This window comes from Microbacterium sp. ZW CA_36 (genome assembly GCF_044987475.1).
Taxonomy (GTDB): Bacteria; Actinomycetota; Actinomycetes; order Actinomycetales; family Microbacteriaceae; genus Microbacterium.
Genome location: NZ_JBJDRL010000002.1, coordinates 101,633 through 128,060 on the forward strand (window position 1 = coordinate 101,633; position 26,428 = coordinate 128,060).

Consider the following 26,428-nt stretch of genomic DNA (forward strand, 5'->3'; position numbering starts at 1 on the left):
GCGGTGGTGCGCGCACACGCACGGCTGCCCCTCACCCCGGTCGCGGAGGGGAGGACCACGTTCCGTGGTGCGACGCTGATCGACGGCGAGGCGGCGACCCCGGTGTCCGATTCCGAGGTCGTCGTCCACGACGGCATCGTGGAGTATGTAGGGCCGATGCGTGCGCCCGCCGCGGATGACGCGGGTCGCATCGTCGATCTCTCCGGCATGTGGCTCCTGCCCGGCTTCGTGGACGTGCACGTGCATCTCGCGATGGTCCCGGCGCCCGCCGTGCAGCAGCGTGCCTGGTTCCCCGAGGAGGCCGTGCTCGAGATCGCGGCCCAGCTGCGCGCCACGCTCGAGGCGGGCGTCACGACGGCGCGCGACCTCGACGGACTCACGCCCGGTTATCGGATCGCGGTCCAGAACGGGACCGCGATGGGGCCGCGGCTGCACCTGGCGATCGCGATGCTGTCGCCGACAGGGGGCCACGCCGACCCGTTCCTCCCGAACGGGAGCCTGCCCGCGTGGGCGGTGCGCGCAGGGATGCCCGAGCCCGGCCTCGTCGACACCGACGAGGACGTCATCCGCACGGTGCGGCGGCTGATCCGCATGGGAGCCGATGCGATCAAGGTGTCGACATCGGGCGGATCGGGATCGCCGACCGACGAGCCGGAGGACGTGGGCATCACCGAGGAGCAGGTGCGCCTGATCTGCCGCCTCGCCGAAGAACGCGGGCGGCGCCCGGTGACCGCACACGCACTCACCGACGCCGCGGCGCGCGCCGCCGTGCTCGGCGGCGCGGGAAGCATCGAGCACGGCTACGACCTGTCGGCAGACACGATCGAGCTCATGGCCGATCGCGGCACCGTGCTGGTGCCGACGCTGAGCACCCTCATGCGCGAGATCGGCCCGCAGGTCGCGCCCGAGCGACGGCGCGAGCGCGAGCGGATGCGTGAACGGGGCATGGACTCGGTGCGACGCGCGATCGCCGCAGGGGTGCCCGTCGCGCTCGGCACCGACGCGGGGGTCGTTCCGCACGGCGCGAACCTCCGGGAGCTGGCGTGGCTCGTCGAGGCCGGACTGGAGCCGATCGGGGCGATCCGTGCCGGCACGGCGGTGGGTGCGGACCTGCTCGGAGTCGGTGATCGCGTCGGATCCGTGGTGGCCGGCAAGATGGCGGATCTCGTCGTGACGGATGCCGATCCGCTGGTTGCGATCGAGCGGCTCGCCGAACCCGGTGCAGTGCGCATGGTGATGCAGTCCGGGAGGGTGGTCATCGACCACGACCGGCGGTCCGGCTGAGGCGGCGCTCCCTCGGCGCCGTGCATCAGACGACGCGAACGGAGCCGCTCACACCGGCGCGAGTGCGACCGCCGCGCGCGAGACGAACGAACTGACGGCCCCGGGCGCCGCGAGCGGCACAGAGTGGCTGGTCGCGACCTCTTCGATCGTGGCGTCCGCTCGCGCAGCCATGTCGCGCTGCGCCTCGGGGCGGAGGTGCTTGTCGAGCGTCGCGATCATGTACCAGGCGGGCTTGCTCGCCCACGCGGGCACCCCCGTGGGCTGGGTGAAGATCGCGTCCGCGCTCGCGCGGCGTCGCGTGCTGCGCGCCTGCATCACATCCTCGGGCACATCCCAGGAAAGCGCCTGGCGGGCTTCGTCGCTTTCGACGCCGATCCACTCTCCGTCCGGCCCTCGCGTCATGAACCGCGCGACCTCGGCGGGCTCGTAGCGGGTCACGATCCCGTTCACCGTCTCGCCCTCGTCCGGAGCGAACGCGGCGATGTAGACGACGCCGCGGACGCGGTCGTGGCGGCCGGCGTTGGTGATGACGGCGCCGCCGTACGAGTGCCCCACGAGGAGGACGTCGTCGTCGGCGGCGTCGATCAGAGCGCGCACCGCGGCGATGTCGTCGTCGAGGGACTGCGAGGGATTGTCGGCGACCGAGACGCCGAAGCCTGCGGACTCGAGCAGCGGAGTGACGGCGCTCCAGTCGAAATCGGAACCGCCCATACCGTGGACCAGGACGATGTGCATGGCACGCCTCTCTTGTGGATACGATGCAGACAATATCGGATCCAATCTGGATCCTCCACTCCGCATCAACGGAGAGGAAGCAGCACCGTCGGTGCCGGCGCCGCCTCACGTCCTTCGAACGGCACCGGCTGGCAGACCATCAGGTAATCGCCGGGCTCGACCTCGGCGAGGTCGGCGTTCTCCAGGATTACGACACCTGCGGTGCAGAGGATCACGTGCGTCGGCCACTCCTCGGTGTTGGCCGGTGCCTCGATCGTCATGTAGTCGTTGCCGGCGAAGCAGACCCCGTGGTCGACGAGCCACTGGGCTCCGGTCGGGCCGAGGCCGACCCATGTCTCGGACTTCTCGGGTCTGGTCAGCGCGTCGGTGGAGTTGCGGGTGCGGAACAGCACCCGCTCGGCGCCCGCTGCGCCGGCCGCCGCGAGGTCTTCGGCGGTGATCTCCTCGACGACGTGGCGGAGATCGAGCACGCGCGCGGGTCCGACGACGCTCTCGAGGGAGATCTGGTCGACGGTCGCCGCGCCCGGGACGAAGTGCGAGGGCGCGTCGACGTGCGTACCCGTGTGGGCGCCGATCAGCCAGCGGGAGACATCGGACGGGTACCCGTCGGCGATCTGCTCGACCATCTCGTACGTGGGGCGGCGGCCCCAGTGCAGCATGTCGCCGTGGATGGGGATGTTGATGTCGATGGCGTCGGTCATGTCTTCCTCCGGCCGGGCTGAATTGGATGCATTGTTGAGCAAAGTGTATCCCGTTACCCTGGAGCGCTTCGCTCTCGCTGGGATCGAGTCACAGCGGAGTTGGAGATGGCGCCCAGGGCGGCGGCACTGAACACGACCCAGAACGGAAGGGTCCTCGTGATGTCCCGCGCGAGCGTCATGTTCCCCTTCCCGCCTCCGGAATGTATCCTATGAACCATAAAGTGGATCCATTCCCAGTGACCTGAAGGGCGACGCATGATCATCGACGCGTACAACACGACACAGGACGTGCGGGGGCGGTCCGATTATCTGACCGGCGCCCGCCCCGGTGAAGAGCCTCCCGCCTACACGCCGTTCGACCCGGATCGGATCCTCACCCGGATGGACGCGGCGGGCATCGACATGGCGATGGTGTGCTCGCTCGCGCAGCGCATCGAGAATGACTTCATCATCGGCCTCCAGGACGCCTACCCCGAGAGGTTCATCGGCTTCGGGCAGGTCATGCCGCAGGCCGACGATGCACTGGACGAGATCCGGCGCATGAACGCCGCCGGAATCCGCGGACTCAAGCTGCACCCGAGCATGCACGGGTATCACGTCGCCGACCACGGCCTGCTCGATCCGGTCTTCCGGCTGTGTGCGGAGCTCGGGATGACGATCATCATCAACGCTCTGGACGATGCGTTCTGCGCGCCCTTCGCGATCGAGGAGATCGCCAAGGATCACCCCGATGTGCCCACGATCATCGCCCACATGGGTGCGGTCTGGAACGTGCCCGAGGCGATCATCGTCGCCGAGCGCCGCGAGAACGTGTACCTCGAGACGTCTGCCACCCTGATGGCCGACGTGAAACGCGCGTACGCCCGCCTGGGTGGCGAGAAGATCCTGATGGGCACCGAATGGCCCGGATCCGACTTCGACATCGAGCGGCTCAAGATCTCGAAGGCGATTCCGGATGCCGCCGACCGCGCGCTGGTCGAAGGCGGCAACTACGCCCGCATCCTGCGCATCGGGGGCTGAGGTGTCCGACGCCGCCGCGCGACCGCCCGCCCGCCGCCCCGACGCGATGGGCGACGCCGATGCGGAGCTCCTCGAGGCCGCGATCGCGCTGCTCGACGGCGTCTACGTCCCTGGGCGACACGAGGTGGTCGCCGCGATGCGCACCGCCGACGGCGCTGTGCACCTCGGGGTGCACGTGGACGGCTCGGCCCGGCGCAGCAGCGTGTGTGCGGAGGGCGTCGCGGCGGGGCTCGTCTTCGCCCGCGGCGTGTCCGCGAGCACCGAAGTGATCTCGATCGTGAGTGTCCTGCGGCGCGTCGAGGGAACGACCCACGTGATCGAGCCGTGCGGGGTGTGTGCCGAGCTGCTGACCGACTATTGGCCGGGCTCCGGAGTGTGGGTCACGCGCGGAGACGACATCGTGCGGATGAAGGTCTCTGACCTTCTGCCGGCGAAGCGGCTGCGCCGCTGGTGAGGGGAGGGGCGCCACGCCGGCGCGACGCCCCTCGCGGTCACTTGTAGACGACGTAGAACTTGCGCACCGGCTCGGTCACCGTCCAGACGCCGGTCCAGCCGAGGGGGAAGTACGCGACGCTGCCCGGTGTGAGCTGGACGGCGTCCTCGCCGTCACGCTGGACGGTCATTGCGCCTTCGAGAAGATGGATGATCTCGGCGCGGGTGAGGAACTCCCACCGCGACGTGCCGGGATCGCTCTCCCATGTGCCCGAGATGATGGTCCGCTCGTCGTTGGCGAACTCGACCTTCGAGCGGGTGATGATCTCGCCCGACAAGGGCTCGGCGGACGGGGGTGCCAGGGGCTTCGCTTCGAGGTCGGCGACGTCGATCTCGGCGGGATTGTATGAATGCGTCATGATTGGATCCTAAACAATGCATACTGGATCCTCAACGGATGTCGTTACCAGAGAACGGACCCCGCATGCAGATGAACATTCCGTGCCACGACTTCTCTTGCACTCCGCTGCGCATGATCGTCACGCGGGGTGGGGCATGAGCGCCGTCGCCCGCGTGCGCGCGGCGTACGCGCGTCTGGCGGAGGTGGAGCGGCCGGAGATCTGGATCTCGCTCCGCGGCGAGGCGGATGCCGCGGCCGACGCGGCCGAGATCGACGCGCGCGTCGCATCGGGGGAGCAGCTGCCGCTGGCGGGCGTCGTGGTCGCCGTGAAGGACAACATCGATGTCGCCGGGCTCGAGACGACGGCGGGCAGCCGCACCTTCGCGTACAACCCGACGGAGGACTCGCCGGCGGTTGCGCGCCTGCGGCGGGCCGGTGCCGTCGTGCTGGGCAAGACGAACCTCGATCAGTTCGCGACCGGTCTCGTGGGCACGCGGAGCCCGTTCGGTGCCGTGCGCAACGCGTGGGACCCGGAGCGCATCTCGGGCGGATCGAGCTCCGGCTCGGCCGTCGCCGTCGCGTTGGGCATCGCCGACCTCGCGCTCGGCACCGACACGGCTGGATCGGGGCGCGTGCCCGCAGCTCTCAACGGCATCGTCGGGGTGAAGCCCACGATCGGGCTCGTGCCGACGACGGGTGTCGTGCCCGCGTGCCGCACCCTCGACTGCGTCACCGTGTTCGCGCGCGACCTCGCCACGGCACGCCGTGCCGCCGAGCTGATGTCGGGTCCTGATGGCGTGGACCCGCTGGCCCGCATCGACCGTCCGGCACCCCCGCTGGATGCCGCGCCGATCGTCGCGGTGCCGACCGCGGAGCACCTCGAGGGTCTCGCCGAGGGCTGGGCGGACGCGTTCGCCGCCGTCGTGCGCCGCATCGCGGCATCCGGAGCCACGATCGTCGAGGTCGACATCGCGCCGCTCCTCGAGGCCGCGGCACTGCTGTACGGCGGCGCATTCGTGGCCGAGCGGACCGCGGCGGTGGGCGACTTCATCGACGCGCACCGCGACCTGATCGGCACGGACCTCGATCCCACGGTGGCCGGCATCATCCTGTCCGGAGCGGAGGCGCGCGCCGCCGACTACTTCCGCGACCGTGAGAAGCTCGAGCGTCTCGGCCTCGAAGGGCGCCGGCGTCTGGGCGATGCGGTGGCGCTGCTCACTCCCACCACGACAGGTCACCCCACCCTCGCCGAGGTCGCGGCCGACCCGGTCGCAGTGAACAGCCGCATGGGCCGCTACACGAACTTCGCCAATCTGCTCGACATGAGCTCCCTGGCGGTTCCGGCCGGCTTCGTCGGCGGGTTGCCGTTCGGTGTCATGCTGACGGGGGCGCCGTTCGCCGATCGAACGCTCGCGCAGCTGGCGGAGCGCATCGCCGCTCCCGATCTCGAGCTGCTCGTCGTCGGGGCGCACTTGCGCGGTCAGCCGCTCAACCCGCAGCTCGTCGACGCGGGCGGTTCGTTCGTCGCCGACGTGCGCACCGCTGCCGAGTATCGTCTGTTCGCGCTCCCCACGGTGCCCGCCAAGCCCGGACTCGCTCGATCGTCGACGAGCGGGGCACGGATCGCCGGGGAGGTGTGGCAGCTGCCGGCCGCGGGCTTCGCCCGATTCGTCGCCGCCCTTCCGCAGCCGATGGGCGTGGGGCCGGTCCGTCTCGAGGACGGCCGCACGATCACAGGATTCCTGTGCGAGGCCGTCGCCCTGGAGGGAGCCGCGGACATCACCGAGCACGGCGGCTGGCGTGCCTATCGGAGCGCCCTGTCGTGACGGCCGTGGTCGAGTGGACGGACTCCGCCCCGCTCGCCCTCAAGGGGCGACCGCAGCGCATCGTGCCGCTCGTGCTCGGCTTCGAGCCGATCTGCGAGGCGATCTCCGTGCGCGGCGGGAGCCGGTTCCGTCACTTGATGGAACCGGTGACGGCCGCGGCTGTGGTCTTCGACCGAGGCTGGGTGCTGCTGGACGGCGGGTTCGATCCGTCGCGGGTGCGCGATCCCGTCCGCCGAGCGGCGAGCTTCGACTACGAGAACTATCTGCCGATCGTGCCGCCGGGCGATCCGCTCGTCGACCAGGTCGCCGAGGCCGGCCTCGACTGGCGCGACCTCGCCGCCGCGGCGATCTCCCACGCGCACTTCGACCACACCGGCGCCGCGCGCCTGCTGCGGCGAGAGCAGCCGCTGCTCATGCAGCGACGCGAATGGGAGCACGTGTGCTCAGCCGACTCCGAGCGCGCCGCCTTCCTCTTCCGCGAGGACTTCGACCATCCCCAGCTGACGATCGCGCTCCTCGACGGCGACGTCGAGATGGCGCCCGGGCTGACGGCGATCGACACCGCGGGCCACACGCCCGGCCACCAGTCGTTCGTCGTCGACCTGCCCGGGCGCACCGTCGTCCTCGCGGGTGACGCGGCGGACCTGCGTGCGAACATCGACCGGCGCCTCCCCACGGGGTCTACAGCAGCCAGGGAGGACGAGGTCCGCGCCGAGGCGGCGATCCGGCGCCTCGCCGATCTCGATGCACGTGCGGAGATCGAGGTCTGGCCGGGGCACGATCCCGAGTGGCAGCCGTGGCGCGACGTCATCGAGGCCCGCTGAGGGAGGGGCGCCTCAGCGGAGGTCGTCGGCGAGCGGGGACGCAGCCCGCCACGAGAGCGCCTCGATCGTCTCGACTGGACCGCGTCCGCCCGTCGACGGGAAGGTCGACGACCCCACGACGACGAGGCCGGGCACGCCGTGGAACCGTCCGAACGAATCGACCGCCGATTCCGCAGGATCCTCTCCCATGCGCACGCCGCCGTACAGATGGGTGCCCAGCGGCTGTGCCTGCAGAGGTGGACGCCATGTCGTTCGGGCGCCGGCGTTGCGAAGCCACTCGGCCGCACGCGTGGCGAGGAACTCCCAGCGTCGCCGGTCGTCGTCGGCCAGCGAGAACGTGATGCGCGCGACCGGGCGGCCCGAAGGATCGCGGTGGACCGGGTCGAGGTCGACCACGTTGTCGGCCCGGGGGAGCTGATCGGGCTGGGCCCACACCGTGCCGATCGATCGATGGTGCGCGCGGACCCAGGTCGCGGCATCCGCGGCTCCGGTCGTCCGTCGCGAGAGTCCCTCGGCGGCCGCGTCGAGGCGCTGCGCAGACCACGGCCCTGTCATCGCTGCCTGCAGCAGCGACCCGCCCAGGAACCCGAGTCCGGAGTGGTCGAACCGGTCGCCCTCGAACTCCGAGACCGCGACGGCGCTCGCCGGGCCGGCATCGCGGCGGCGGAGGTCGATGCCCGCGAAGTCTCCATGCACGACGAACGCGTTGTGGGACAGGAACCAGCGACCGACGCGCCCATCGGCGCTGAGGCCGGACAGAAGCAGGAGGCGGATGCTCGGGACGACGGATGCTGCGACCACGACCGCGCCGCAGGCGCGAGTGCGCAGGTCACCGGCCCCGTCGACGTACTCGACGCCGGTGACCTCACCCGTCGATCCCCGCAGGATCGCGGTCACGGTTGCGCGCACGACCTCGACATCGCTGCCGACGAGAAGCGGGGCCGCGTCGGGGGATGCTGCAGCGGGAGCCGCGAACGGCTCCCAGCCGAGGCCTGCGGCAGCGAGGCTCATCCGATCGGTCCACGCGGTGGCGGGTCTCGGGGCCGCATCGACGGCGTCCTCGACGATGTCGTACCACGGCGCGAGTTCCGCGGCGCTGATGGGCCAGTCCACCACATCGGAGTCGGGGGGAAGCGGGCCGTAGCGGCGCTCGGTCGCGGACCGCATCTCGAACGACCAGTCGTCGAGCCTGTACGCCTGCGCAGCGGCGAGCAGTTTCGATCCGCCGACGGTGTCGAGTCCTGCCGGTGGCGCGGCCTGCGGCAACGCCTCGTCGTCTGAAGTGCTGCGTAGCGTGGGCGCTGGCGCAGCCAGCGGCGCGCGTCCGGGCTGAGCAGCCTCGGCTTGAATGGCCACCACTGAAAGGCCGGCTCGTCCCAGCACGCGTGCCGCGATGATTCCGGCGGGGCCGAGTCCGACGACGATGACGTCAGCCACAGTTGTGGCTCCTCTCTGCGGGCGGGAGCAGTCGTATCCTATATTGGAGCGATTGGATCCACACGATTGGAGAGGTCATGACCTCGGCTCGCATCATGCGACGCACTCCCCGCGGGATCGCGATCTGCATCGGGATCGGTCTTCTGGCGGGCCTCCTGTCAGGCCTCTTCGGTGTCGGGGGCGGGACCGTCGTCGTGCCGCTGCTCGTGCTGCTCCTCGGTTTCGACCAGCGCCTCGCAGCGGGGACGTCGCTCGCCGCGATCGTGCCGACCGCGACGGTGGGTGTGATCTCCTACGGCCTGAACGACGCAGTGGCCTGGATCCCTGCCCTGCTGATCGCGGCCGGTGCTGTCGGCGGCGCGCAGATCGGCACGTGGCTCCTCCCGAAGGTGTCGCAGACCGCGCTGCGCTGGATCTTCGTGGGATTCCTCGCCGCCGTCATCGTGTCCCTCTTCCTGGTGATCCCCTCCCGCGACGCCCAGCTCGTGCTCACGTGGGGGAGCGGTGTCGCCCTCGTGCTGCTCGGCGTGGTGACCGGCACGGTCTCGGGTCTCATCGGGGTCGGCGGCGGCATCATCGTCGTACCCGTGCTGATGATGGTCTTCGGCACCAGCGACCTCGTCGCGAAGGGCACGTCACTGCTCATGATGATCCCCGCGGCGATCTCCGGGACGATCGGCAACGTCCGCCGTGGCAACGTCGACCTGGTGTCGGCGGCGTGCGTCGGACTCGCAGCCTGCACGACGACGGCGCTCGGCGCGTGGCTCGCGACGATCGTCGAGCCGTTCGTCGGCAACGTGCTCTTCGCCGTCTTCCTCGTGTTCATCGCGGCGCAGATGGCGGTCAAGGCGACCCGGGGGCGCCGCTCTCGCTGAACGACTATCGCGGGGCGTGCTGGGCACCCCACCCTCCGCGTTGCAGGCCCGGGCGAGCTGTTACACGGCGGAAACGTCTCGACAATCGCGGCGACACCGGGCCGTTCCATACTCAGATACCTGTCGGTTGACAGATATGGGTAGGGAGTTCCGGAATGGCCATTGTCAGTGTCCCGCGCTCGCGGGCATCCCTCATCGATCGCATCGTTCCGAGGTCGGCGGTCGGAGACCTCTTGCTCGTGGGCGCCGGTGCGGCGCTCACGGCGGTCGCCGCACAGGTCGTCGTGCCGCTGCACCCCGTGCCGTTCACACTTCAGACTTTCAGCGTCCTGCTGGTCGCCGCCACGCTGGGGTCGATGCGCGGCGCCGCGTCGATGCTCGTCTACCTCGTGGCCGGCGCGCTGGGCGTCCCCCTGTTCGCGTCCGCCGAGTCGGGGATCGACGTCGTACTCGGCGCGACCGGCGGGTATCTCGTCGGCTTCGTCATCGCCGCATGGCTGGTCGGTCGCATCGTGGAACACTCGTCGGGCCGAGTGCTGCCCACGGTCGCGGCGCTCGTCGCCGGATCCGCTGCCGTGTACGCAGTGGGGGTGCCGTGGCTGGCGATCTCGCTCGGCATGACGCTCGGCGACGCGGCGAACGCAGGTCTCTTCCCGTTCCTGGCCGGCGACGCCATCAAGCTCGCCGCCGCCGCGGTGCTCGTGCCGGGCGCCACGGTGCTCGTCGCACGCGCCACGCGCAAGGACGAGCGATGAGCGCGGAGGAGCGCGCCACCGACACGGTAGGCAACGCGCGTGCGGATGCCCGCGCCCAGGGCGGACTGACCAGCGAGTGGATGCCGTACCTCCCGGCCTCCGCATCCCCGTTCGCGCCGTCCGGCATCGACCCGGCGTCGCTGACATGGGGTGAGACGGTGGCCCCGGGCGGATACACGCACCGCGTCATCGCGCGGGGCACGCATCTGCGGTTCGACGACCCCACGGGCGACGCGAATGCGCACGTGCTCCTGTTCAACGCGCACGAGCCGTGGGAACGGCTGAACACCGCCGACACCGTCAAGATCCCGTGGCAGGCGTACCTGGGGACGGGGCATCCGCTCCTCTCCGGTGACGGGCGCGTTCTCGCCACGATCGTCGACGACACCTCAGGACGTCACGACGCCCTGTTCGGCACGTCGACGGATGCCGCGAACCGCGCTCGATTCGGCGACGCGCGTCCGGAGGGACCGGCGCCCTCGGGACGCGCTCTGTTCCTGAAGGCTGCCGCGAAGCACGGGCTCGGCGCGCGCGACCTGCCGCCGAGCATCTCGTTCTTCCAGGGGGTGCGCGTCGCTGCGGACGGAGCGGTCGAGTGGCTCGGGTCCGCGGGAGCGGGCACCTCCGTCACGCTCGTGGCCGAGATTCCCCTGATCGTGCTGATCGCGAACGTGATGCACCCCGCAGACCCCGCCTCCGGCTACCGGAGCGGCCCGCTGCGGGTGCACGCGTGGCGGGGATCGCCCACTCTGCCCGACGACCCGCGGTTCGCCGAGTCCCCGGAATCGCGCCGGGCGTATCTCAACACCCTCGACTATGCGGAGGCATGCGGACTATGACCACCCAAATCACTGCACCTCTCGACAGCGCGGTGCCGGTCGGCGCTGTCGCGGCACCCGACTCGCCGCTGGACTGGAGCGACGCCGCGGTTGCGGGCCGCGTTGTCGCCGACGACCGCGTCGCGTCCAACGCGTCGTGGTCGGCTGTCGTCGCCGCCGGAAACGTGCTCACGATCGTCGACGTCGGCGGCAACCAGTCCGCCGACTTCCTCGTGTTCGACGCGCACGACACCGCTCACCGCTACAGCGCTCCCGACACGCTGGTCGCACAGGGCAACGCCTACCTGCGCGAAGGCTCGGTGCTCCTCTCGAACGAATCGCTGCCGCTGATGACCGTCGTCGCGAACGAGATCGATCGTCACGACACGATCGGCGGTGCGTGCTCCAAGGAATCCAACACGCTCAGATACGGCCATCACGTGTCGTTCCAGCACGCGTGCCGAGAGAACTTCCTCACCGAGGGCGCCATCCACGGCCTCGGCGCGCGCGACCTCGTCTCGAACATCAACTGGTTCATGAACGTGCCGGTCGAGGCCGACGGGCGTCTCGGGATCGTGGACGGCATGAGCGCCCCCGGCAAGCGGGTGGCGCTGCGCGCCGAGCGCGATGTGCTCGTCGTCGTCTCGAACTGCCCGCAGATGAACAATCCGTGCAACGACTTCAACCCCACTCCGCTGCGGATGATCACAGTGGACCCGCGTGACACCGAGGAGACCCGATGACTTCCCTCTCCCGCGACACCGTCCTCATCGCCAACCGCGGCGAGATCGCGCGGCGCATCATCCGCTCGGCCCGCGAGCTCGGCATGGGCACGGTCGCCGTCTACTCCGACGCGGACCGCGCGGCGCCCCACGTACGCGAGGCCGATCAGGCGGTGCGCCTCGGTCCCGCCGCCCCGAAGGAGTCGTATCTGCGGACGGATGTCGTGCTCGAGGCCGCGGTCGCGACCGGGGCCGGGCTGATCCATCCCGGGTACGGCTTCCTGTCGGAGAGCCTCACGTTCGCCGCGGCCGTCGAGGAGGCCGGCATCGGATTCGTCGGTCCGTCCGCCGAGCACATCGCCGCGTTCGGCGAGAAGCACACCGCACGAGAGCTGGCACGGCGCGCGGGCGTCCCGCTCGTGCAGGGCACCGGCCTCCTGCGCGACGCCGACGAGGCGGTCGCCGCGGCCGACGGGATCGGGTACCCGGTCATGGTCAAGGCCACGGGCGGCGGCGGCGGCATCGGCATGCAGGCGTGCTTCAGCGCGACCGAGGTCCGCGACGCGTTCGCGCGCGTCGCGGCGCTCGCCTCGGCGAACTTCGGGTCGACGGGGATCTTCCTCGAGCGCTTCGTGCGCCCCGCCCGTCATGTCGAGGTGCAGGTGTTCGGCGATGGCGAGGGCGGGGTCGCGGTCTTCGGCGACCGCGACTGCTCGCTGCAGCGGCGCAATCAGAAGGTCATCGAAGAGGCACCCGCACCGGCGCTGCCCGATCGCGTGCGCGAGCTGCTGCATCGGTCTGCGCGCGAGCTCGCGGCTTCGGTCTCGTATCGCAGCGCCGGCACCGTGGAGTTCGTCTACGATCCGGCGCGCGAGGAGGCCTCGTTCCTCGAGGTGAACACGCGCCTGCAGGTCGAGCATCCGGTCACAGAGGAGGTGTTCGGCGTCGACCTGGTCGCGATGATGCTGACGCTCGCACGGGACGGCGCCGCAGGGCTTCCCGGCGACCTGTTCTCTCGCGAATGGATGCCGCGCGGTGTTGCGGTCGAGGCGCGCGTGTACGCGGAGGACCCCGGCCGGAACTCGCTGCCCTCGACGGGCCTGGTCACCCGCGCCGCCTTCCCGGGGCAGGGCAGCGAACCGATGGCGGGCGTCCGGCTGGACGGCTGGGTCGAGGACGGCACCGAGGTCACCGCCTCGTACGATCCGATGCTCGCGAAGGTGATCGCGCACGCCGACGATCGCCGCGCGGCTCTCGAACTGCTCGGCACCGCACTCGGCGACAGTCGTGTGGATGGCATCGTCACCAACCTCGGCCTGCTGCGTTCGCTGGCGCATGCCCCCGCCTTCGTCGCTGCGACGCACAGCACGTCGACGCTCGACGTGACAGAGGACCCCGATCCGCGCATCGACGTGATCGCGCCGGGCGCGATGACGACAGTGCAGGATCTTCCCGGCCGGGTCGGCTATTGGCAGATCGGCGTTCCGCCGAGCGGCCCGTTCGATCGGGTCTCGCTCGCCGAGGCGAACCTGGCAGTGGGCAACCCTGAAGGCGCGCCCGGGCTGGAGATCACGCTCACGGGGCCCACGCTGCGGTTCTCGCACGCCGCGGTGATCGCCGTGACCGGGGCGGCGGCGATGAGCACGATCGACGGTGAGCGCATCCCGCTGTGGGAACCGGTCCGCGTGCCCGCGGGTTCGACGCTGGCGATCGGCTCCGCCACCGGGCCGGGCCTGCGCACCTACCTCGCCCTGCGCGGGGGATTCGACGTGCCGGCGTACCTGGGAAGCGCATCGACCTTCACGCTCGGCGGATTCGGCGGACACGGCGGGCGCGCGCTGCTCGCCGGCGACGTGCTGCGCCCCGGAACGATCGGCCCCGCCGCCGTGTCGGCACCACTCGGCGACGCGACGCCGGCCGAGCGCCGGCCGGCGCTTACCGACGCGTGGACGATCGGCGTCACCGAGGGGCCGCACGGCGCGCCGGAGTTCTTCACGCGCGATGACCTCGACGCCTTCTACGCCACCGATTACGAGGTGCACCTGAACTCGGCCCGCACCGGTGTGCGGCTCATCGGGCCCAAGCCCCGCTGGGCGCGCCCTGATGGCGGCGAGGCGGGCCTGCACCCCTCGAACATCCACGACACCCCGTACGCGGTCGGCGCGATCGACTTCACCGGCGACACCCCGATCATCCTCGGTCCGGACGGTCCCTCCCTCGGCGGATTCGTGTGCCCCGCGGTCGTCGCGAGCGGCGAGCTGTGGAAGGTGGGCCAGCTTCGCCCCGGCGACCGGGTGCGGTTCTCGCCGGTCGCCGAGGCGGAGGCGCCCGCGCTGGTGAACCGACGTGCGTCGCCGACCCTGATCACACATGGCGGCGACGGAGACGACGGCGTGTACGCGCGGAAGGAGGCATCCGGCGACGACCCGGCGGTGACCTACCGCCGCGACGGCGACTCGAACGTGCTGGTCGAGTACGGTCCGATGCAGCTCGACCTCGCGCTGCGGATGCGCGTGCACGCCCTGCAGGAGACGCTGGCGGAGCACGCCCCTGCCGGCGTGCTCGACGTGACTCCCGGCATCCGCTCGCTCCAGGTGCACACCGACCCGTCGATCCTGCCGGCGTCGAAGATGGCGGCCCTGCTGCAGGAGCTCGAGGCCGAGGTACCGCCCACGAGCGAGCTCGTCGTGCCCTCTCGCACGGTGCGCCTGCCGCTCAGCTGGGACGATCCGGCCACGCGCCTGGCGATCGAGCGGTACATGAACGGTGTCCGAGGCGATGCGCCGTGGACGCCGTGGAACATCGAGTTCATCCGCCGCATCAACGGACTCGACTCCGTCGACGATGTGTTCCGTACGGTGTTCGACGCGAGCTATCTGGTGCTGGGCCTCGGCGACGTGTATCTCGGAGCGCCGGTCGCCACACCCCTCGACCCGCGCCATCGCCTGGTCACGACCAAGTACAACCCGGCGCGCACGTGGACCGCCGAGAACTCGGTCGGCATCGGCGGCGCGTACATGTGCATCTACGGCATGGAGGGCCCGGGCGGCTACCAGTTCGTCGGCCGCACGGTGCAGATCTGGAACCGCTTCCGCCGGGGCGGCCTGTTCCAGGAGAATCCGTGGGCGCTGCGGTTCTTCGATCGCATCGAGTGGTACCCGGTCTCGGCCGAGGAGCTGCTCGAGCTGCGCGCCGAGACGGATGCCGGGCGCGGGCGGTACGAGACCGTCGACGGCACGTTCTCGATCGCGGAGCACCAGCGGTTCCTCGAGGCGAACGCGGAGTCGATCGCCGGATTCCGCGAGCGCCAGAGCGCAGCCTTCTCCGAGGAGCGCGAGCGCTGGCGTCTTGCGGGCGAGTTCGAGCGCTCGGACGAGCCGCCGACCCCGCCCGCATCCGCCGAGATCGTGCTTCCCGAGGGCGCCGAGCCCGTCTACGCCCCGTTCGCCTCGACCGTGTGGCAGCTGTCCGTCGACGTCGGCGCGTCCGTCGCCGAGGGGGATCCGATCCTGTCGGTCGAAGCCATGAAGATGGAGTCGAAAGTGGTGGCGCCGCGCGGGGGCCGCGTGCTCGAACTGTATGCCTCGCCCGGAGAGCAGGTCGCTCCCGGACAGATCCTCGCTGCGATCGGAGCACACGCATGACCGGCCGGCACACCACAGCTCGCACCGCAGTCGACCGCGCCCTCGCGCGGATCGCGGACGTCGAACGTCCCGAGATCTGGATCTCGTTGCGTGACGCGCAGGATCTCGTCGCCGAGGCCGCAGCAATCGATGCACGGGTCGAGGTGGGCGAGGACCTGCCTCTGGCCGGACTCACCGTCGCGGTCAAGGACAACATCGACGTGGCGGGACTGCCGACGACGGCAGGATCGGCATCCTTCTCCTACGAGCCGGCCGCCGATGCGACCGCGGTGGCGCGTCTGCGTGCCGCCGGGGCGATCGTCGTCGGAAAGACGAACCTCGACCAGTTCGCGACGGGGCTGGTGGGCACGCGATCGCCGTTCGGTGCGGTGCGCAACGCGTGGGATCCCGCCCGCATCTCTGGCGGCTCGTCGTCGGGGTCGGGGGTGGCGGTCGCGCTCGGGATCGTGGATCTCGCGCTCGGCACCGACACCGCGGGCTCCGGTCGCGTGCCGGCTGCTCTCAACGGCATCGTCGGCGTCAAGCCGACGAAGGGTCTGGTGCCGACCACGGGCGTCGTGCCCGCGTGTCGCACGCAGGACGTCGTGACGGTCTTCGCCCGCGATCTCCAGCTCGCCCGGACCGCCGTCGAGACGATGACGGGACTCGACGGACGCGATCCGCTGGCGAGGACGGATGCCGCGCACGCGGCGCTGCCGCCTCGCGCGCGCCTCGCGGTGCCCCTGCCGGCGCAGCTCGACGGTCTCGCCGCCGGATGGCGCGAGGCCTTCGAGGCCGCGGTCTCCACCGCTCGTTCGGCCGGGTTCGAGGTCGTCGAACGCGACATCTCCGCCCTCCTCGATGCCGCGCGGCTGCTGTACGAGGGGGCATTCGTCGCGGAGCGATACAGCGCGGTGGGCTCGCACATCGACGAGCACCGTGAGCAGATCGGCGGTGATCTCGACCCGACGGTCGCGGGCATCATCCTCGCCGGGGCTGCCCCCGCCGCGCACGAGCTGTTCGCCGACATGGAGCGGCTCGACGATCTGCGACTGCGCGGTGCCGAAGCGCTGGAAGGCTGTGCGGCGCTGCTCACCCCTACGACGACCTGGCATCCGACGCTCGCCGAAGTCGCGGCCGAGCCGATCGCCGCGAACTCCCGCATGGGACGGTTCACGAACTTCGCCAACCTGCTCGACATGGCTGCGCTCGCGGTACCGAGCGGCCTGGTCGACGGGCTGCCGTTCGGCATCATGCTCACCGGGCCGGCGTTCACCGACCGGGTGCTCGCGCAGATCGCCCAGCGCTTCCAGGCGGCTCCTCGTCGTCTCTTCGTCGTCGGGGCGCATCTGACGGGGGAGCCGCTCAACCGCCAGCTGGTCAGCGCGGGTGGTCGCCTCGTCGGCGCGGCGAGCACCGTCGGGGAGTACACGTTCCACGCGCTCGCGACAACGCCGCCGAAGCCGGGGCTGGTGCATACCGGATCGGGGGGCGCGACGATCGCGGGGGAGGTGTGGGAGTTCTCGGCCGAGGGCTTCGCCGCCGTCGTCGATGCGGTCCCGCCGCCGCTGGCCATCGGGTCCGTGTCCCTGGCTGACGGTACGCGCGTCGCCGGATTCCTCGCGACGCCCGCCGCGCTCGAGGGCGCGGTCGATATCTCGGCCCGGGGCGGCTGGCGCGCCCACCTGGCCGCCGTCTGACCCGCCCAGCGACCGGCATCCTCGCACGATCGTGCGAGGATGCCGGTATGAGCACGACGCCCCGAGCCCGCGCAGGCAGGCCCCGGGCCACCGCCGGATCCACCCATCTGGCCCCGCGCGACGAGATCCTCGACGCCGCCGCCGCACTGTTCGTGGAGCATGGGTTCGCGGCCACGACGACCCGCGCGATCGCCGACCGCATCGGCATCCGTCAAGCGTCGCTGTACTACCACTTCGCGGGCAAGGACGACATCCTCGTCGAACTGCTCGAGCGCACGGTGCGCCCGAGCGTCGAGTTCGCAGCGAGCCTGCGCGCCGACCGCGGCCTCGCGCCTGCCGTGGCGCTGCACCGGCTCGCCGTCCGGGACGTCGAGACGCTCGTCTCCGCCCCTCACAACATCGGCATCCTCTACCTCCTGCCGGAGGCGAATCGTGATCGGTTCGACGGCTTCCGCGCCTCCCGGCGCGAGCTGCGCGATGCCTACGGAACATTCGCGTGGGATGCCGCCACCGATGCGATACGCGCTTCGTGGACCGCCGCTGAGCTCGGTGCCGCGATCATCCATCTCGTCGAGATCGTGATTCCGCTGCGCCGCGATGGCGAGTCGATCGACGCTCTTCACATCGCGGACGCGTGCCTGCGAGTCTGCGGCCTGGACGAGTCCGCGATCGCCGCCGCTCGCTGAGCCCTCTCCACGGTCGCTCGACCGTGGAAACACTGTTACACGCCTGAAACGGGGCGGCAATCGGTGTGGAACCACGGGCCTCCACACTCGAAACACGATAACTATCGCCTGACAGGTATCGGGCTCCATCGCCTGTTCGGGCACGTCTCGCACGCCGCATCCGAAAGGGCCCGACATGGCATTGACTGCACGGCAATCCTCGCTCCACCACTCCGGTGCCGACACCGATCACGGCTACACCCAGGAGCTGCATCGCGGCGTGGGGTCGTTCTCGTCCTTCGCGGCCGGCTTCTCGTTCGTCTCGATCCTCACCACCGTCTTCCAGCTGTTCGCCCTCGGTTTCGGCCTCGGGGGAGCGGCGTTCTTCTGGACATGGCCAGCCGTCTTCGTCGGCCAGCTCCTGGTGGCGCTCAACTTCGCACAGCTGTCGGCCCGCTGGCCGATCTCGGGGGCGATCTTCCACTGGTCCAGCCGCCTCGCCGGAACGGTCTTCGGCTGGATGACGGGGTGGACGATGATCATCGGCCAGGTGATCACGGTCGCCGTCGCCGCGATCGCCGTGCAGGCCGTTCTGCCCGCGATCTGGGACGGTTTCCAGATCGTCGGCGGCCCGGGCGCCGACCCGTCGATCGCGTCGCCGACGGGTGCCGCGAACGCGATCGTGCTCGGACTGATCATGTTGACCGCGACGACCACGGTGAACATCCTCAGCGTCCGATTGATGGCCCGCATCACCTCGTTCGGGGTCGTGATCGAGATCGTCGGCGCGATCGTGCTGATCGCGATCCTCTTCCTTCTGCCGCAGCGCGACCCGTCGATCCTCCTCACGACCGAGGGTCGCGTGGGCACCGAGCCCTACCTGTTCGCATGGCTCGCGTCGTCGCTCATGGCTGCCTACGTCCTCGTCGGCTTCGATTCAGCGAGCGAGCTGGCCGAAGAGACCCACAACCCGCGTCGCACCACTCCGCGCACGATCCTGCGGGCGCTGGCGTTCTCGGGACTCGGTGGCGCCCTGCTCATCATCGGCGCGCTGCTGGCCGCCCCCAGCCTCGACGACGGGCAGCTCGCCACCTATGGACTGTCGTACGTCATCACCGCCGTCCTCGGCGATGTCGGCGGGCGTCTCATGCTGTGCACGGTCGCCGTCGCTGTCTTCGCGTGCACGCTCGCCGTGCAGACCGCGGGCGCTCGCATGATGTACTCGATGTCGCGGGAACGCGCCTTTCCCTTCCACCGCTCGATCGGCCGCGTCTCGCGCCGCACCGGCACTCCGATCACGGCATCGGTCGTCGTGGGGGTGGGCGCGGCGATCGCCCTCGTCGTGAACTTCGGTCAGCCCGCTCTGTTCACCGCGCTGTCGAGCATCGGCATCGCGATGATCTACATCGCCTACCTCGGCGTCACCGCGCCGTTGCTGATTGCACGATTCCGTCACCGTCGCACCGGCGGCCTGCCGACCGGCGTCGACGAGGGCGGCAAGCCGCTGTTCACCCTGGGGCGCTGGGGCCTGCTGCTCAACGGACTCGCGGTCGCGTTCCAGCTCGCCATGATCGTGAACCTGGTGTGGCCGCGTCCCGAGATCTACGACCTGGAGGGGAACTCGCCGCTGCTGCAGTGGAGCGCGCTCATCACGATCGGGCTGAGCCTCGCGATCGGCGGTGGCTACCTGCTGCTGCACCGCCGCGCGCGCGGCCCCATCGTTCTCGCGCACATCCCGATCACCGCCTCGACGCCCGTGAGCGTCGCCGCCGGCGAGGGGGAGGCGTAGCGGCGGAGGACCTCGGCAAGGACGCATGCGCGCCGGAGGCGCCCCGTGACAGCCGGCGTGCGTTCTCCTGAGCCTGAGGTGATGGCGCTCAAGAGGACTCTCGTTGGTCGGGCACTCTCGTTGGTCGGGCACGGGGAGAAGTCGGCAACATCGCCGCGACGAGATCCGACATCAGGGAGAGGACTCGTTCCTGGCCGGGCGGCCGCGCCGTTTCGGCGTCATCCCGGAATCGCGTCCAGCGCCGCTCTCACCTCGTCGAGCCACGTCCCGGAGCGCGCTCCGGCGCCCAGGGTGAGCGCGGCCGTCAGATCGGAGCGCGCCGCGTCGACGTGGCTGAGCGCGAGCTGCGCCAGGCCACGGTGCCGGTGGGCTGAGGCATGCCCGCTCTGGAACTCTGCCGACGAGCCGATCGCAAGGGCAGCGGATGCCGCGGCGACAGCATCCTCATGCTGACCGAGCTGGAGCAGGCCGTAGGCGATGACTGCGTGGGCGTTGGTCTCCGTCAGGCCGCGGATGCTGGCCGGCAGCTCGTCGCCGACGCGTGCCACGAACTCGAGAAGCTCACGGTGCTCATCGATGGCCGCTTCGGGCTCGTAGCGGCTGCGGATGCTCGCCCCGATCGAACGCGCCTGCAGCTCGCCCTCCACATCGCCGGCCGTGGCGAAGTCCTGCACCGCGGCATCCGCATATCTGTGAGCCACATCGAAATCGCGCACGTTCAGCATGCTCCAGGCGAGGTAGAAGTTCGCCCAGCCGCTCTGCTGCACGTCACTGACACGCTGCGCCGCCCGGAGGGCGGCCTCGGCGGTCGTGCGCGCCTGCGCGGGATCGAAGGTCTCGACGAGCTGCGCCCACGCCAGGTATCCCAGATGCCGCGCCTGCTGCGCGGGCTCGTCGAGCGCCACGGCCGCCGCCACGGACGCGGCGAAGACCTCCTGCCAGCGTCCCCACGCACGCCAGAGGTCCGAGAACCAGTGCAGCGAGTCGGCGACCGCCACCACCGTGAGGTGGTCCCCGCGCGATGCGGCGGCCTGGTACGCCGAGAACCAGTGCTCCGCCTCGGCGATAAGCCAGGCTCGTGCTTCGTCATTCGACGAGAACGTGAGCCGCCCGTCCACCGCCGGCGCATCGGGCGGCCTCGGCTCGAAGCGCGCGCCTGCGGTGATCGCAGTGGCGAGCAGCCAGTCACGAAGACGGCGGCGCTCCGCCGAGATGGCGTCTGACGTCTCCTCCGCCCGGAGTCGGGATGCCGCGTAGAGGCGCAGAAGGTCGTGCAGCCGGTAGCGGTCGCCGCGGAGCGTCTCGACCAGACCGAGCGCGGCGAGCCCATCGAGCAGGTCCTCCGCGTCATCCACACCGAGATCGCCGACCGCGCCCGCGAGCCGCGCGTCGAACGACGGCCCATCGACCAGCGACAGCCGGCGGAACAGCGTCTGCGAGGGCGCGGCGAGATGCTCGTACGAGAGGCCGAACGTCGATTCCATGGCGAGGTCGCCGGCCACCAGGACGCTCAGGCGGCGCTCTTCTCTGCGCAGCCGTCGCAGGAAGTCCTCGACGGTCCACGTCGGCTGGGTCGCCAGGCGGTTGCCGGCGATGCGGAGGGCGAGCGGGATGTCGTCGCAGAATCCGGCCAGCTCGTCGAGGTCGCCGGTCAGCGCCTGGTCTTCGGGGATGATCCGCTGGAGGAACGCGATGGCCTCCTGCCGCGGCAGCGGACCGATCGTGAGCCGCCGGGCCGACTCGAGTCCGGCGAGTGCGCGGCGTGACGTGACCACGACGGCGCCCTGGCCATCGGAGGTCAGCACCGGTCGGATCTGCGCTTCGTTGGCGGCATCGTCGAGCAGGATGGCGACAGTCGATGCCGCAGCCGCTGTCCGCCATGCCGCCGCGGCCTCGCCCAGCGTCTTGGGCACGTCCGGATCGCCCGTCAGCTGCCGAAGCAGCGCCTGCAGCACCTGCAACGGCGTGAGCGGCACGGCGTCGAGCCCGCCGAGATCGACGAACAGGCGGGTGGGCGTGAGCGAAGCGCACCGGTGTAGCGCCTCGATGGCGATGGAGGTCTTTCCCACTCCCGGGGCTCCGTGGAGCACCACCGGCGCCGCCAGGTCGCCTGCCGCACCGGTGGGGTCGAGCTGCGCGACGACGCTGAGGATCTCGGACTCCCGGCCCATGAAATCGGCGAGTCTGTGCGGCTCGATGTCGACCGATCGGGCGTCCGGCGCAGCCGGCATCCTCCCGGCACGAGCGGACGCGAGGAAGCGCTCGCGTTCGTCATCGCGCAGCTCGAGCGCATCGGCGAGGGCGAGCATGGTGCCTCGGCGGGGTCCGAGGCTGATGCCGCGCTCGATGTCGCTGATCGTGCGGTCGCTCACGCCCGAGCGTTCGGCGAGTCCTTCGAGCGTGAGGTCTGCGTCACGGCGGTGCTGGCGGAGCAGTTCTTGCAGAGGTACCGCTGAGTTCATCGGCGGGAGAGCAGAGGATTCGAAGCTGCGTGAAAACTTCGTGGTGCCCAGCAGGGCGATGGACTCGAATTGGACGTACTGACCACAGTCCGAGGGTCTCAGCGTTGCGCCTCTCTGCAAAATCCCCGCCGGACGGTTCTCCTATCTCGCCGCCCGGCACCACAGAGAAAGAGAGAACCATGTCGGATTCCCCCACCATCGTGCTCGTCCACGGTGCCTTCGCCGACGCCGCGAGCTGGGCCCCCGTCACGCGTCGCCTGCTCGACGACGGCTACACCGTGCTCGTGCCGCCGGTGTTCAACCGCAGCCTCTCGGGCGACTCGGCGTACCTCAAGTCGTTCGTGGAGCAGATCGACGGCCCGGTGCTGCTGGCCGGCCACTCCTATGGCGGTGCGGTGATCACAGTCGCCGGCGTCGCCGAGAACGTCGTCGGTCTGGTCTACGTATCGGGCTACGCACTGGACGAGGGCGAGAGCCTGGGGCAGCTGCAGGGCGGCTTCCCCGACTCCGAGCTTGCAGCGAACCTCGTGTACTCGTTGTATCCCGTCGACGGCGGAGAACCCGGCACCGACGTCTCGGTCAAGATCGACGCCTTCCCGCAGGTATTCGCCGCCGGTGTCGACCCCGAGTCGGCTCGCGTCCTCGCCGTCTCGCAGCGCCCGCTGTCGGCGGTCGCCTTCGGCGAGCCGGCTCCGGTCGCCGCATGGAAGACGAAGCCTTCGTGGGGCATCGTCTCGAGCGCCGACCACACCATCAACCCCGATGTCGAGCGCTTCGGCTACCAGCGCGCCGGTGTGCGCAAGGTCATCGAGATCGACGCGCCGCACCTGGTGATGCAGACGCACCCCGCCGAGGTCGTGGCCGTCATCACCGAGGCCATCGCCGAGTTGGCGTGACCCTCCACCCCACCCATCCACTCATCGCCACCGAAGGAGCACACTGATGCCGTACATCACCACCGCAGACGGAACTCAGATCTACTACACCGACCAGGGCTCGGGTCAGCCGGTCATCCTGAGCCACGGCTGGCCCCTGAGTTCTGACGCCTGGCAGGTCGAGCTGAAGCTGCTCGCCGACCACGGCTACCGTGCGATCGCACACGACCGCCGTGGTCACGGCCGGTCGTCGCAGCCCTGGCAGGGCAACGACATGGACACCTACGCGCGTGACCTCGCCGAGCTCGTCGAGCAGCTCGACCTGCACGACATCGTGCTCATCGGCCACTCCACCGGTGGCGGCGAGGTCGTGCGGTACGCCGCGCAGCACGGCGTCGGCCGGGTGGCCAAGATCGTGACGGCCGGTGCTGTGCCGCCCGTCATGGTCAAGTCCGAATCGAACCCCGACGGCACCCCGATCGAGGCCTTCGACGCCATCCGCGAGGGTGTCCTGAAGGACCGGTCGCAGTTCTACCAGGACCTCTCCGTGCCGTTCTTCGGCGCGAATCGTGAGGGCTCGAAGGTGTCGCAGGGCGCGCGGGACGACTTCTGGCGCCAGGGCATGCTCGTCGGACTCAAGGCCGCCTACGACTGCGTCGCCGCGTTCTCGGAGACCGACTTCACCGAAGACCTGAAGTCGCTCGACGTGCCGATCTTCCTCGCACACGGCGACGACGACCAGATCGTTCCGATCGCGGATGCCGCGGTCAAGAGCGCCGAGCTCGTCAAGCACGGCGAGCTGAAGGTCTACGCCGGCGCCCCGCATGGGATCGCGGGGGAGTACCAGGAACAGCTGGACGCCGACATCCTGGCGTTCCTCGCGAGGTAACGCACCCGGGTCGCGCCCGCGAGGGTGACGACGCGCGTCGCGATGCGATAGCGATGACGGATGCCGCAGCCGAGGGCTGCGGCATCCGTCATCGTCCTTCGCCCGTGATGCGAACCTGCTGGGTGATCGATCTTCGGGTGCGTGCGGTCGATCGACCGCACGCACCTCACCGTCTCTTCGCCGCCGGTGCGGGATGCCGGCGCATTCTCGTTTACGATTTCTGCTGGGCGCGCCTATCCGGCGCGACGGGGAGACGCACCTGGAGCAGATATGTCGGTCCTGGGTACGCGCGCTGCTCTGCAGCGCAACAACGTCACCGTCTCGGGCGCCGCAGGCGGCCGCGTCATGATGTTCGCGCACGGCTTCGGGTGCAGCAAGGCGACGTGGGGTCTCGTCGCTCCGCAGTTCGAGGCCGACCACAGGGTGGTCCTGTTCGACCACGTCGGCGCTGGGGGATCGGACCTGTCGGCGTACGACGCGGGCAAGTACGACTCGCTGCATGGCTATGCGGACGACGTGCTCGAGATCCTGGACGCGTTGGATGCGACAGATGTCGTGTTCGTCGGTCACTCGGTCAGTGCGATGATCGGCGTTCTGGCGGCGAACCGCGACCCTTCCCGGTTCGGCGCACTGGTGCTCGTGGGCCCGTCACCGCGGTACGTCAACGACGGCTCCTATCGGGGCGGCTTCGAGCCCGAGGACATCGCGTCGCTGCTCGACTCCCTCGACAGCAACTATCTGGGCTGGTCGCGGACGATGGCGCCGGTCATCATGGGCAACGCGCAGCGGCCGGAACTCGGCGAGCAGCTCACGACGAGTTTCTGCAGCATCGATCCGGACATCGCAAGGCATTTCGCCCACGTCACGTTCCTCTCCGACAACCGCGCCGACCTCCCTCTGGTGACCGTTCCGACGCTGGTGATGCAGTGCACCGACGACGCCATCGCTCCCGCGGAGGTCGGCCAGTACGTGCACGCCGCGATCGAGGGCAGCACGATTTCGGTCCTCGAGGCGACCGGGCATGTGCCGATCCTGTCGTCGCCAGATGAGGTCGTCGCTCGGATTCGCGGGTATCTCGGTGACCGGAGCTAGCGAGCGCTCGTGGTTTCAGGGGGCGCCCTGCGGCCTGATCGGCACCTCGCTCGAGGGTCTGATCCTCGAGGCGAACGACACCCTGATCGGCTGGATGGGCTTCACCCGGTCGCAGATCGAAGGCCGGCCGTTCGCCGCACTGCTGGATCCGGGAAGCCAGCTGTTCTACGAGACCCGGCATGCGCAGGCGCTGCCGTTGCAAGGTCAGCTCGATGAAGTCGCACTCACCATGGTGTGCGCTGACGGCACCCGGCTGCCGGTGCTGATCAACTCCCTTCGCGACGACGCGGCCGGCATGAACCGCATTGCGGTGTTCAACGCGTCCGGCCGCATCCAGTACGAGCGGGAGCTCCTGCACGCACAGCGGGCTGCGGAGTCGTCCGAGGCGCAGGTGCGGGTCTTGCAGGAGGTGTCGCGTGCCTTCGGGGTCAGCGCCAGCGACGAAGACGTGGCGCAGTCCTTCGCGGAGGTCGCCAGAACCGCGTTCGCCGCACGAGAGGCGGGAGTGCTGCTGCTGGACGACCACGGCGAACTCACCCTGGTCGGCGGCACCAATCCGCTCGCCGGCATGGTCCCGCCGATCGTCAGCCTGCGCAACAGTCCAGAAGTCGTCGTCGTCGACCACGAAACCGCGGTCGCTCAGTACCCTCAACTCGCTGCCGCACTGCGCGAAACACGGCTGGCCGCACTCAGCGTGATGCCATTGATGGACGACGACCGACGATTGGGGATCCTGGTCTGCTTCTTCGGGCGTGCCCGGCAGTTCGACGACCAGTTCTTCGATCTGCAGAAGGCGCTGGGACGCCAGGCGTCGCAGACCCTGGTGCGCGTCAGACTGCAGCGCCGGCTGGCATTCCTGGCGCTGCACGACCAGCTCACGGGCTTGGCCAACCGTCAGCTCCTCGAGCAGAGTCTGGAGGCCGCACTCGAAGCGGCAGCCGCGCGCGACGAACCACTTGCCGTGCTGTTCCTCGATGTCGACGAGTTCAAGTCGATCAACGACCGATTCGGTCACGCGGTCGGAGACATGGTGCTCGTGGAGTTGGCTGTCAGGCTGAGCGCCGGAGTGCGCTCCGAGGACGTCGTGGGCCGCATCGGCGGCGACGAATTCGTCGCCATCTGCGCGAACGCCGATGAGGCCGCCGCGACGGCCATCGCAGAGCGGATCCTCCACCTCACCCAGGGGCCCATCTCGATGGGGGCGGGGCTGGTCTCGGCATCCGTCAGTGTGGGCATCTCGATGTTCCTCCCCGGGGTGCACCCTTGCCCCGCACCCGAGCAGCTGCTCGTCCGTGCAGACCGGGCGATGTACGAATCCAAACGCGCCGGCAAGAACCGCGCCACCTTCGAGACGCCGCCCCTCACGACGTGATCGAAGACGGATGCCGGCGATCGGGTTCCGGTCGTGGTTCAAAGACCGCGCTGGTGGAAGCCGGCTGGAGCGCATGACAATCCACGACCTGCGCCACACCGCCGCTTCGCTCGCGATCAGTTCGGGCGCGGT

General features: G+C 70.1%; 22 protein-coding genes. 17 read left to right on the forward strand and 5 right to left on the reverse strand.

Features of this window, described 5'->3' with window-relative positions; genetic code table 11:
- The first annotated feature begins 6 nt into the window (after positions 1-6).
- Positions 7-1,284, forward strand: coding sequence for an amidohydrolase family protein (locus ACI3KX_RS01935; protein ID WP_404907391.1), 1,278 nt, complete (start codon positions 7-9; stop codon positions 1,282-1,284).
- 48 nt (positions 1,285-1,332) lie between these two features.
- Here ACI3KX_RS01935 and ACI3KX_RS01940 read toward each other — a convergent pair whose 3' ends face one another.
- A complete protein-coding gene (locus tag ACI3KX_RS01940) occupies positions 1,333-2,019 on the reverse strand; it encodes an alpha/beta hydrolase (RefSeq protein WP_404907393.1) in 687 nt (228 codons plus the stop codon).
- A gap of 65 nt (positions 2,020-2,084) precedes the next feature.
- Complete coding sequence (locus ACI3KX_RS01945; RefSeq protein WP_363358119.1) at positions 2,085-2,720, reverse strand: cyclase family protein; 636 nt, start codon at positions 2,718-2,720, stop codon at positions 2,085-2,087.
- A 255-nt stretch (positions 2,721-2,975) separates the two neighbouring features.
- Between ACI3KX_RS01945 and ACI3KX_RS01950 the strand changes: the two genes are divergently transcribed.
- A complete protein-coding gene (locus tag ACI3KX_RS01950) occupies positions 2,976-3,740 on the forward strand; it encodes an amidohydrolase family protein (protein ID WP_363358118.1) in 765 nt (254 codons plus the stop codon).
- A gap of 1 nt (position 3,741) precedes the next feature.
- The gene (locus ACI3KX_RS01955) at positions 3,742-4,194 is read left to right on the forward strand and encodes a hypothetical protein (RefSeq protein ID WP_363358117.1); all 453 of its coding nucleotides are present in this window, start codon (positions 3,742-3,744) and stop codon (positions 4,192-4,194) included.
- A gap of 37 nt (positions 4,195-4,231) precedes the next feature.
- Here the strand turns inward: ACI3KX_RS01955 and ACI3KX_RS01960 are convergent, their stop codons facing one another.
- Positions 4,232-4,591 (reverse strand): cupin domain-containing protein, encoded by a 360-nt coding sequence (locus tag ACI3KX_RS01960; protein ID WP_363358116.1) that lies wholly within the window; start codon positions 4,589-4,591, stop codon positions 4,232-4,234.
- A gap of 16 nt (positions 4,592-4,607) precedes the next feature.
- On the opposite strand from ACI3KX_RS01960, the gene ACI3KX_RS01965 reads away from it, so the two are divergent.
- Entirely contained in the window at positions 4,608-6,398 is a 1,791-nt protein-coding gene (locus tag ACI3KX_RS01965) for an allophanate hydrolase (RefSeq protein WP_404907395.1), read from the forward strand.
- Entirely contained in the window at positions 6,395-7,222 is an 828-nt protein-coding gene (locus ACI3KX_RS01970) for an N-acyl homoserine lactonase family protein (protein ID WP_404907396.1), read from the forward strand. The genes ACI3KX_RS01965 and ACI3KX_RS01970 overlap by 4 nt, the downstream gene beginning before the upstream one ends.
- Before the next feature lie 12 nt (positions 7,223-7,234).
- Here ACI3KX_RS01970 and ACI3KX_RS01975 read toward each other — a convergent pair whose 3' ends face one another.
- Entirely contained in the window at positions 7,235-8,659 is a 1,425-nt protein-coding gene (locus tag ACI3KX_RS01975; protein ID WP_404907398.1) for a GMC oxidoreductase, read from the reverse strand.
- A 95-nt stretch (positions 8,660-8,754) separates the two neighbouring features.
- Here ACI3KX_RS01975 and ACI3KX_RS01980 point away from each other — a divergent pair, with 95 nt between their 5' ends.
- The 8 genes from ACI3KX_RS01980 to ACI3KX_RS02015 all read left to right on the forward strand — a co-directional run bounded on the left by ACI3KX_RS01980 (position 8,755) and on the right by ACI3KX_RS02015 (position 19,606).
- Positions 8,755-9,534 carry a sulfite exporter TauE/SafE family protein gene (locus tag ACI3KX_RS01980; protein ID WP_404907399.1) on the forward strand — a complete coding sequence of 260 codons (780 nt, stop codon included), beginning with the start codon at positions 8,755-8,757 and terminating at the stop codon, positions 9,532-9,534.
- A gap of 155 nt (positions 9,535-9,689) precedes the next feature.
- Positions 9,690-10,289, forward strand: a complete 600-nt coding sequence (locus tag ACI3KX_RS01985) for a biotin transporter BioY (RefSeq protein ID WP_404907400.1) — start codon at positions 9,690-9,692, stop codon at positions 10,287-10,289.
- Positions 10,286-11,128: an urea amidolyase associated protein UAAP1 gene (locus tag ACI3KX_RS01990; protein WP_404907401.1), complete on the forward strand. Its 843-nt coding sequence runs from the start codon at positions 10,286-10,288 to the stop codon at positions 11,126-11,128. The genes ACI3KX_RS01985 and ACI3KX_RS01990 overlap by 4 nt, the downstream gene beginning before the upstream one ends.
- Positions 11,125-11,850, forward strand: a complete 726-nt coding sequence (locus ACI3KX_RS01995; protein WP_363358109.1) for an urea amidolyase associated protein UAAP2 — start codon at positions 11,125-11,127, stop codon at positions 11,848-11,850. The genes ACI3KX_RS01990 and ACI3KX_RS01995 overlap by 4 nt, the downstream gene beginning before the upstream one ends.
- Positions 11,847-15,473 (forward strand): urea carboxylase, encoded by a 3,627-nt coding sequence (uca, locus tag ACI3KX_RS02000; RefSeq protein WP_404907403.1) that lies wholly within the window; start codon positions 11,847-11,849, stop codon positions 15,471-15,473. The genes ACI3KX_RS01995 and uca overlap by 4 nt, the downstream gene beginning before the upstream one ends.
- Entirely contained in the window at positions 15,470-17,152 is a 1,683-nt protein-coding gene (gene atzF / locus ACI3KX_RS02005) for an allophanate hydrolase (protein WP_404907404.1), read from the forward strand. Before uca ends, atzF begins: the two co-directional genes overlap by 4 nt.
- Positions 17,153-17,199: 47 nt before the next feature.
- Positions 17,200-17,838: a helix-turn-helix domain-containing protein gene (locus tag ACI3KX_RS02010; RefSeq protein WP_363358106.1), complete on the forward strand. Its 639-nt coding sequence runs from the start codon at positions 17,200-17,202 to the stop codon at positions 17,836-17,838.
- Between the two features lie 175 nt (positions 17,839-18,013).
- Positions 18,014-19,606 carry an amino acid permease gene (locus ACI3KX_RS02015; protein WP_363358105.1) on the forward strand — a complete coding sequence of 531 codons (1,593 nt, stop codon included), beginning with the start codon at positions 18,014-18,016 and terminating at the stop codon, positions 19,604-19,606.
- Positions 19,607-19,824: 218 nt separating this feature from the next.
- Here ACI3KX_RS02015 and ACI3KX_RS02020 read toward each other — a convergent pair whose 3' ends face one another.
- On the reverse strand, positions 19,825-22,068 hold the full coding sequence (locus ACI3KX_RS02020; RefSeq protein WP_404907405.1) for a helix-turn-helix domain-containing protein: 2,244 nt from the start codon (positions 22,066-22,068) through the stop codon (positions 19,825-19,827).
- 179 nt (positions 22,069-22,247) lie between these two features.
- Between ACI3KX_RS02020 and ACI3KX_RS02025 the strand changes: the two genes are divergently transcribed.
- The 4 genes from ACI3KX_RS02025 (at position 22,248) to ACI3KX_RS02040 (ending at position 26,296) form a co-directional block, all read left to right on the forward strand.
- On the forward strand, positions 22,248-22,964 hold the full coding sequence (locus ACI3KX_RS02025; protein ID WP_363358103.1) for an alpha/beta hydrolase: 717 nt from the start codon (positions 22,248-22,250) through the stop codon (positions 22,962-22,964).
- 46 nt (positions 22,965-23,010) lie between these two features.
- The gene (locus ACI3KX_RS02030; RefSeq protein ID WP_404907407.1) at positions 23,011-23,832 is read left to right on the forward strand and encodes an alpha/beta fold hydrolase; all 822 of its coding nucleotides are present in this window, start codon (positions 23,011-23,013) and stop codon (positions 23,830-23,832) included.
- A gap of 270 nt (positions 23,833-24,102) precedes the next feature.
- A complete protein-coding gene (locus ACI3KX_RS02035; RefSeq protein WP_363358101.1) occupies positions 24,103-24,924 on the forward strand; it encodes an alpha/beta hydrolase in 822 nt (273 codons plus the stop codon).
- Positions 24,878-26,296 carry a diguanylate cyclase gene (locus ACI3KX_RS02040; protein WP_404907408.1) on the forward strand — a complete coding sequence of 473 codons (1,419 nt, stop codon included), beginning with the start codon at positions 24,878-24,880 and terminating at the stop codon, positions 26,294-26,296. Before ACI3KX_RS02035 ends, ACI3KX_RS02040 begins: the two co-directional genes overlap by 47 nt.
- Positions 26,297-26,428 lie beyond the last annotated feature (132 nt).

Bases quoted from the DNA above. Each gene is read 5' to 3' on its own strand.
- ACI3KX_RS01940 (WP_404907393.1), bottom strand. From the start codon at position 2,019: ATGCACATCGTCCTGGTCCACGGTATGGGCGGTTCCGATTTCGACTGG.
- ACI3KX_RS01945 (WP_363358119.1), bottom strand. From the start codon at position 2,720: ATGACCGACGCCATCGACATCAACATCCCCATCCACGGCGACATGCTG.
- ACI3KX_RS01950 (WP_363358118.1), top strand. From the start codon at position 2,976: ATGATCATCGACGCGTACAACACGACACAGGACGTGCGGGGGCGGTCC.
- ACI3KX_RS01960 (WP_363358116.1), bottom strand. From the start codon at position 4,591: ATGACGCATTCATACAATCCCGCCGAGATCGACGTCGCCGACCTCGAA.
- ACI3KX_RS01965 (WP_404907395.1), top strand. From the start codon at position 4,608: ATGCATACTGGATCCTCAACGGATGTCGTTACCAGAGAACGGACCCCG.
- ACI3KX_RS01980 (WP_404907399.1), top strand. From the start codon at position 8,755: ATGCGACGCACTCCCCGCGGGATCGCGATCTGCATCGGGATCGGTCTT.
- ACI3KX_RS01985 (WP_404907400.1), top strand. From the start codon at position 9,690: ATGGCCATTGTCAGTGTCCCGCGCTCGCGGGCATCCCTCATCGATCGC.
- ACI3KX_RS01990 (WP_404907401.1), top strand. From the start codon at position 10,286: ATGAGCGCGGAGGAGCGCGCCACCGACACGGTAGGCAACGCGCGTGCG.
- ACI3KX_RS01995 (WP_363358109.1), top strand. From the start codon at position 11,125: ATGACCACCCAAATCACTGCACCTCTCGACAGCGCGGTGCCGGTCGGC.
- uca (WP_404907403.1), top strand. From the start codon at position 11,847: ATGACTTCCCTCTCCCGCGACACCGTCCTCATCGCCAACCGCGGCGAG.
- atzF (WP_404907404.1), top strand. From the start codon at position 15,470: ATGACCGGCCGGCACACCACAGCTCGCACCGCAGTCGACCGCGCCCTC.
- ACI3KX_RS02010 (WP_363358106.1), top strand. From the start codon at position 17,200: ATGAGCACGACGCCCCGAGCCCGCGCAGGCAGGCCCCGGGCCACCGCC.
- ACI3KX_RS02015 (WP_363358105.1), top strand. From the start codon at position 18,014: ATGGCATTGACTGCACGGCAATCCTCGCTCCACCACTCCGGTGCCGAC.
- ACI3KX_RS02020 (WP_404907405.1), bottom strand. From the start codon at position 22,068: ATGAACTCAGCGGTACCTCTGCAAGAACTGCTCCGCCAGCACCGCCGT.
- ACI3KX_RS02025 (WP_363358103.1), top strand. From the start codon at position 22,248: ATGTCGGATTCCCCCACCATCGTGCTCGTCCACGGTGCCTTCGCCGAC.
- ACI3KX_RS02030 (WP_404907407.1), top strand. From the start codon at position 23,011: ATGCCGTACATCACCACCGCAGACGGAACTCAGATCTACTACACCGAC.
- ACI3KX_RS02035 (WP_363358101.1), top strand. From the start codon at position 24,103: ATGTCGGTCCTGGGTACGCGCGCTGCTCTGCAGCGCAACAACGTCACC.
- ACI3KX_RS02040 (WP_404907408.1), top strand. From the start codon at position 24,878: ATGAGGTCGTCGCTCGGATTCGCGGGTATCTCGGTGACCGGAGCTAGC.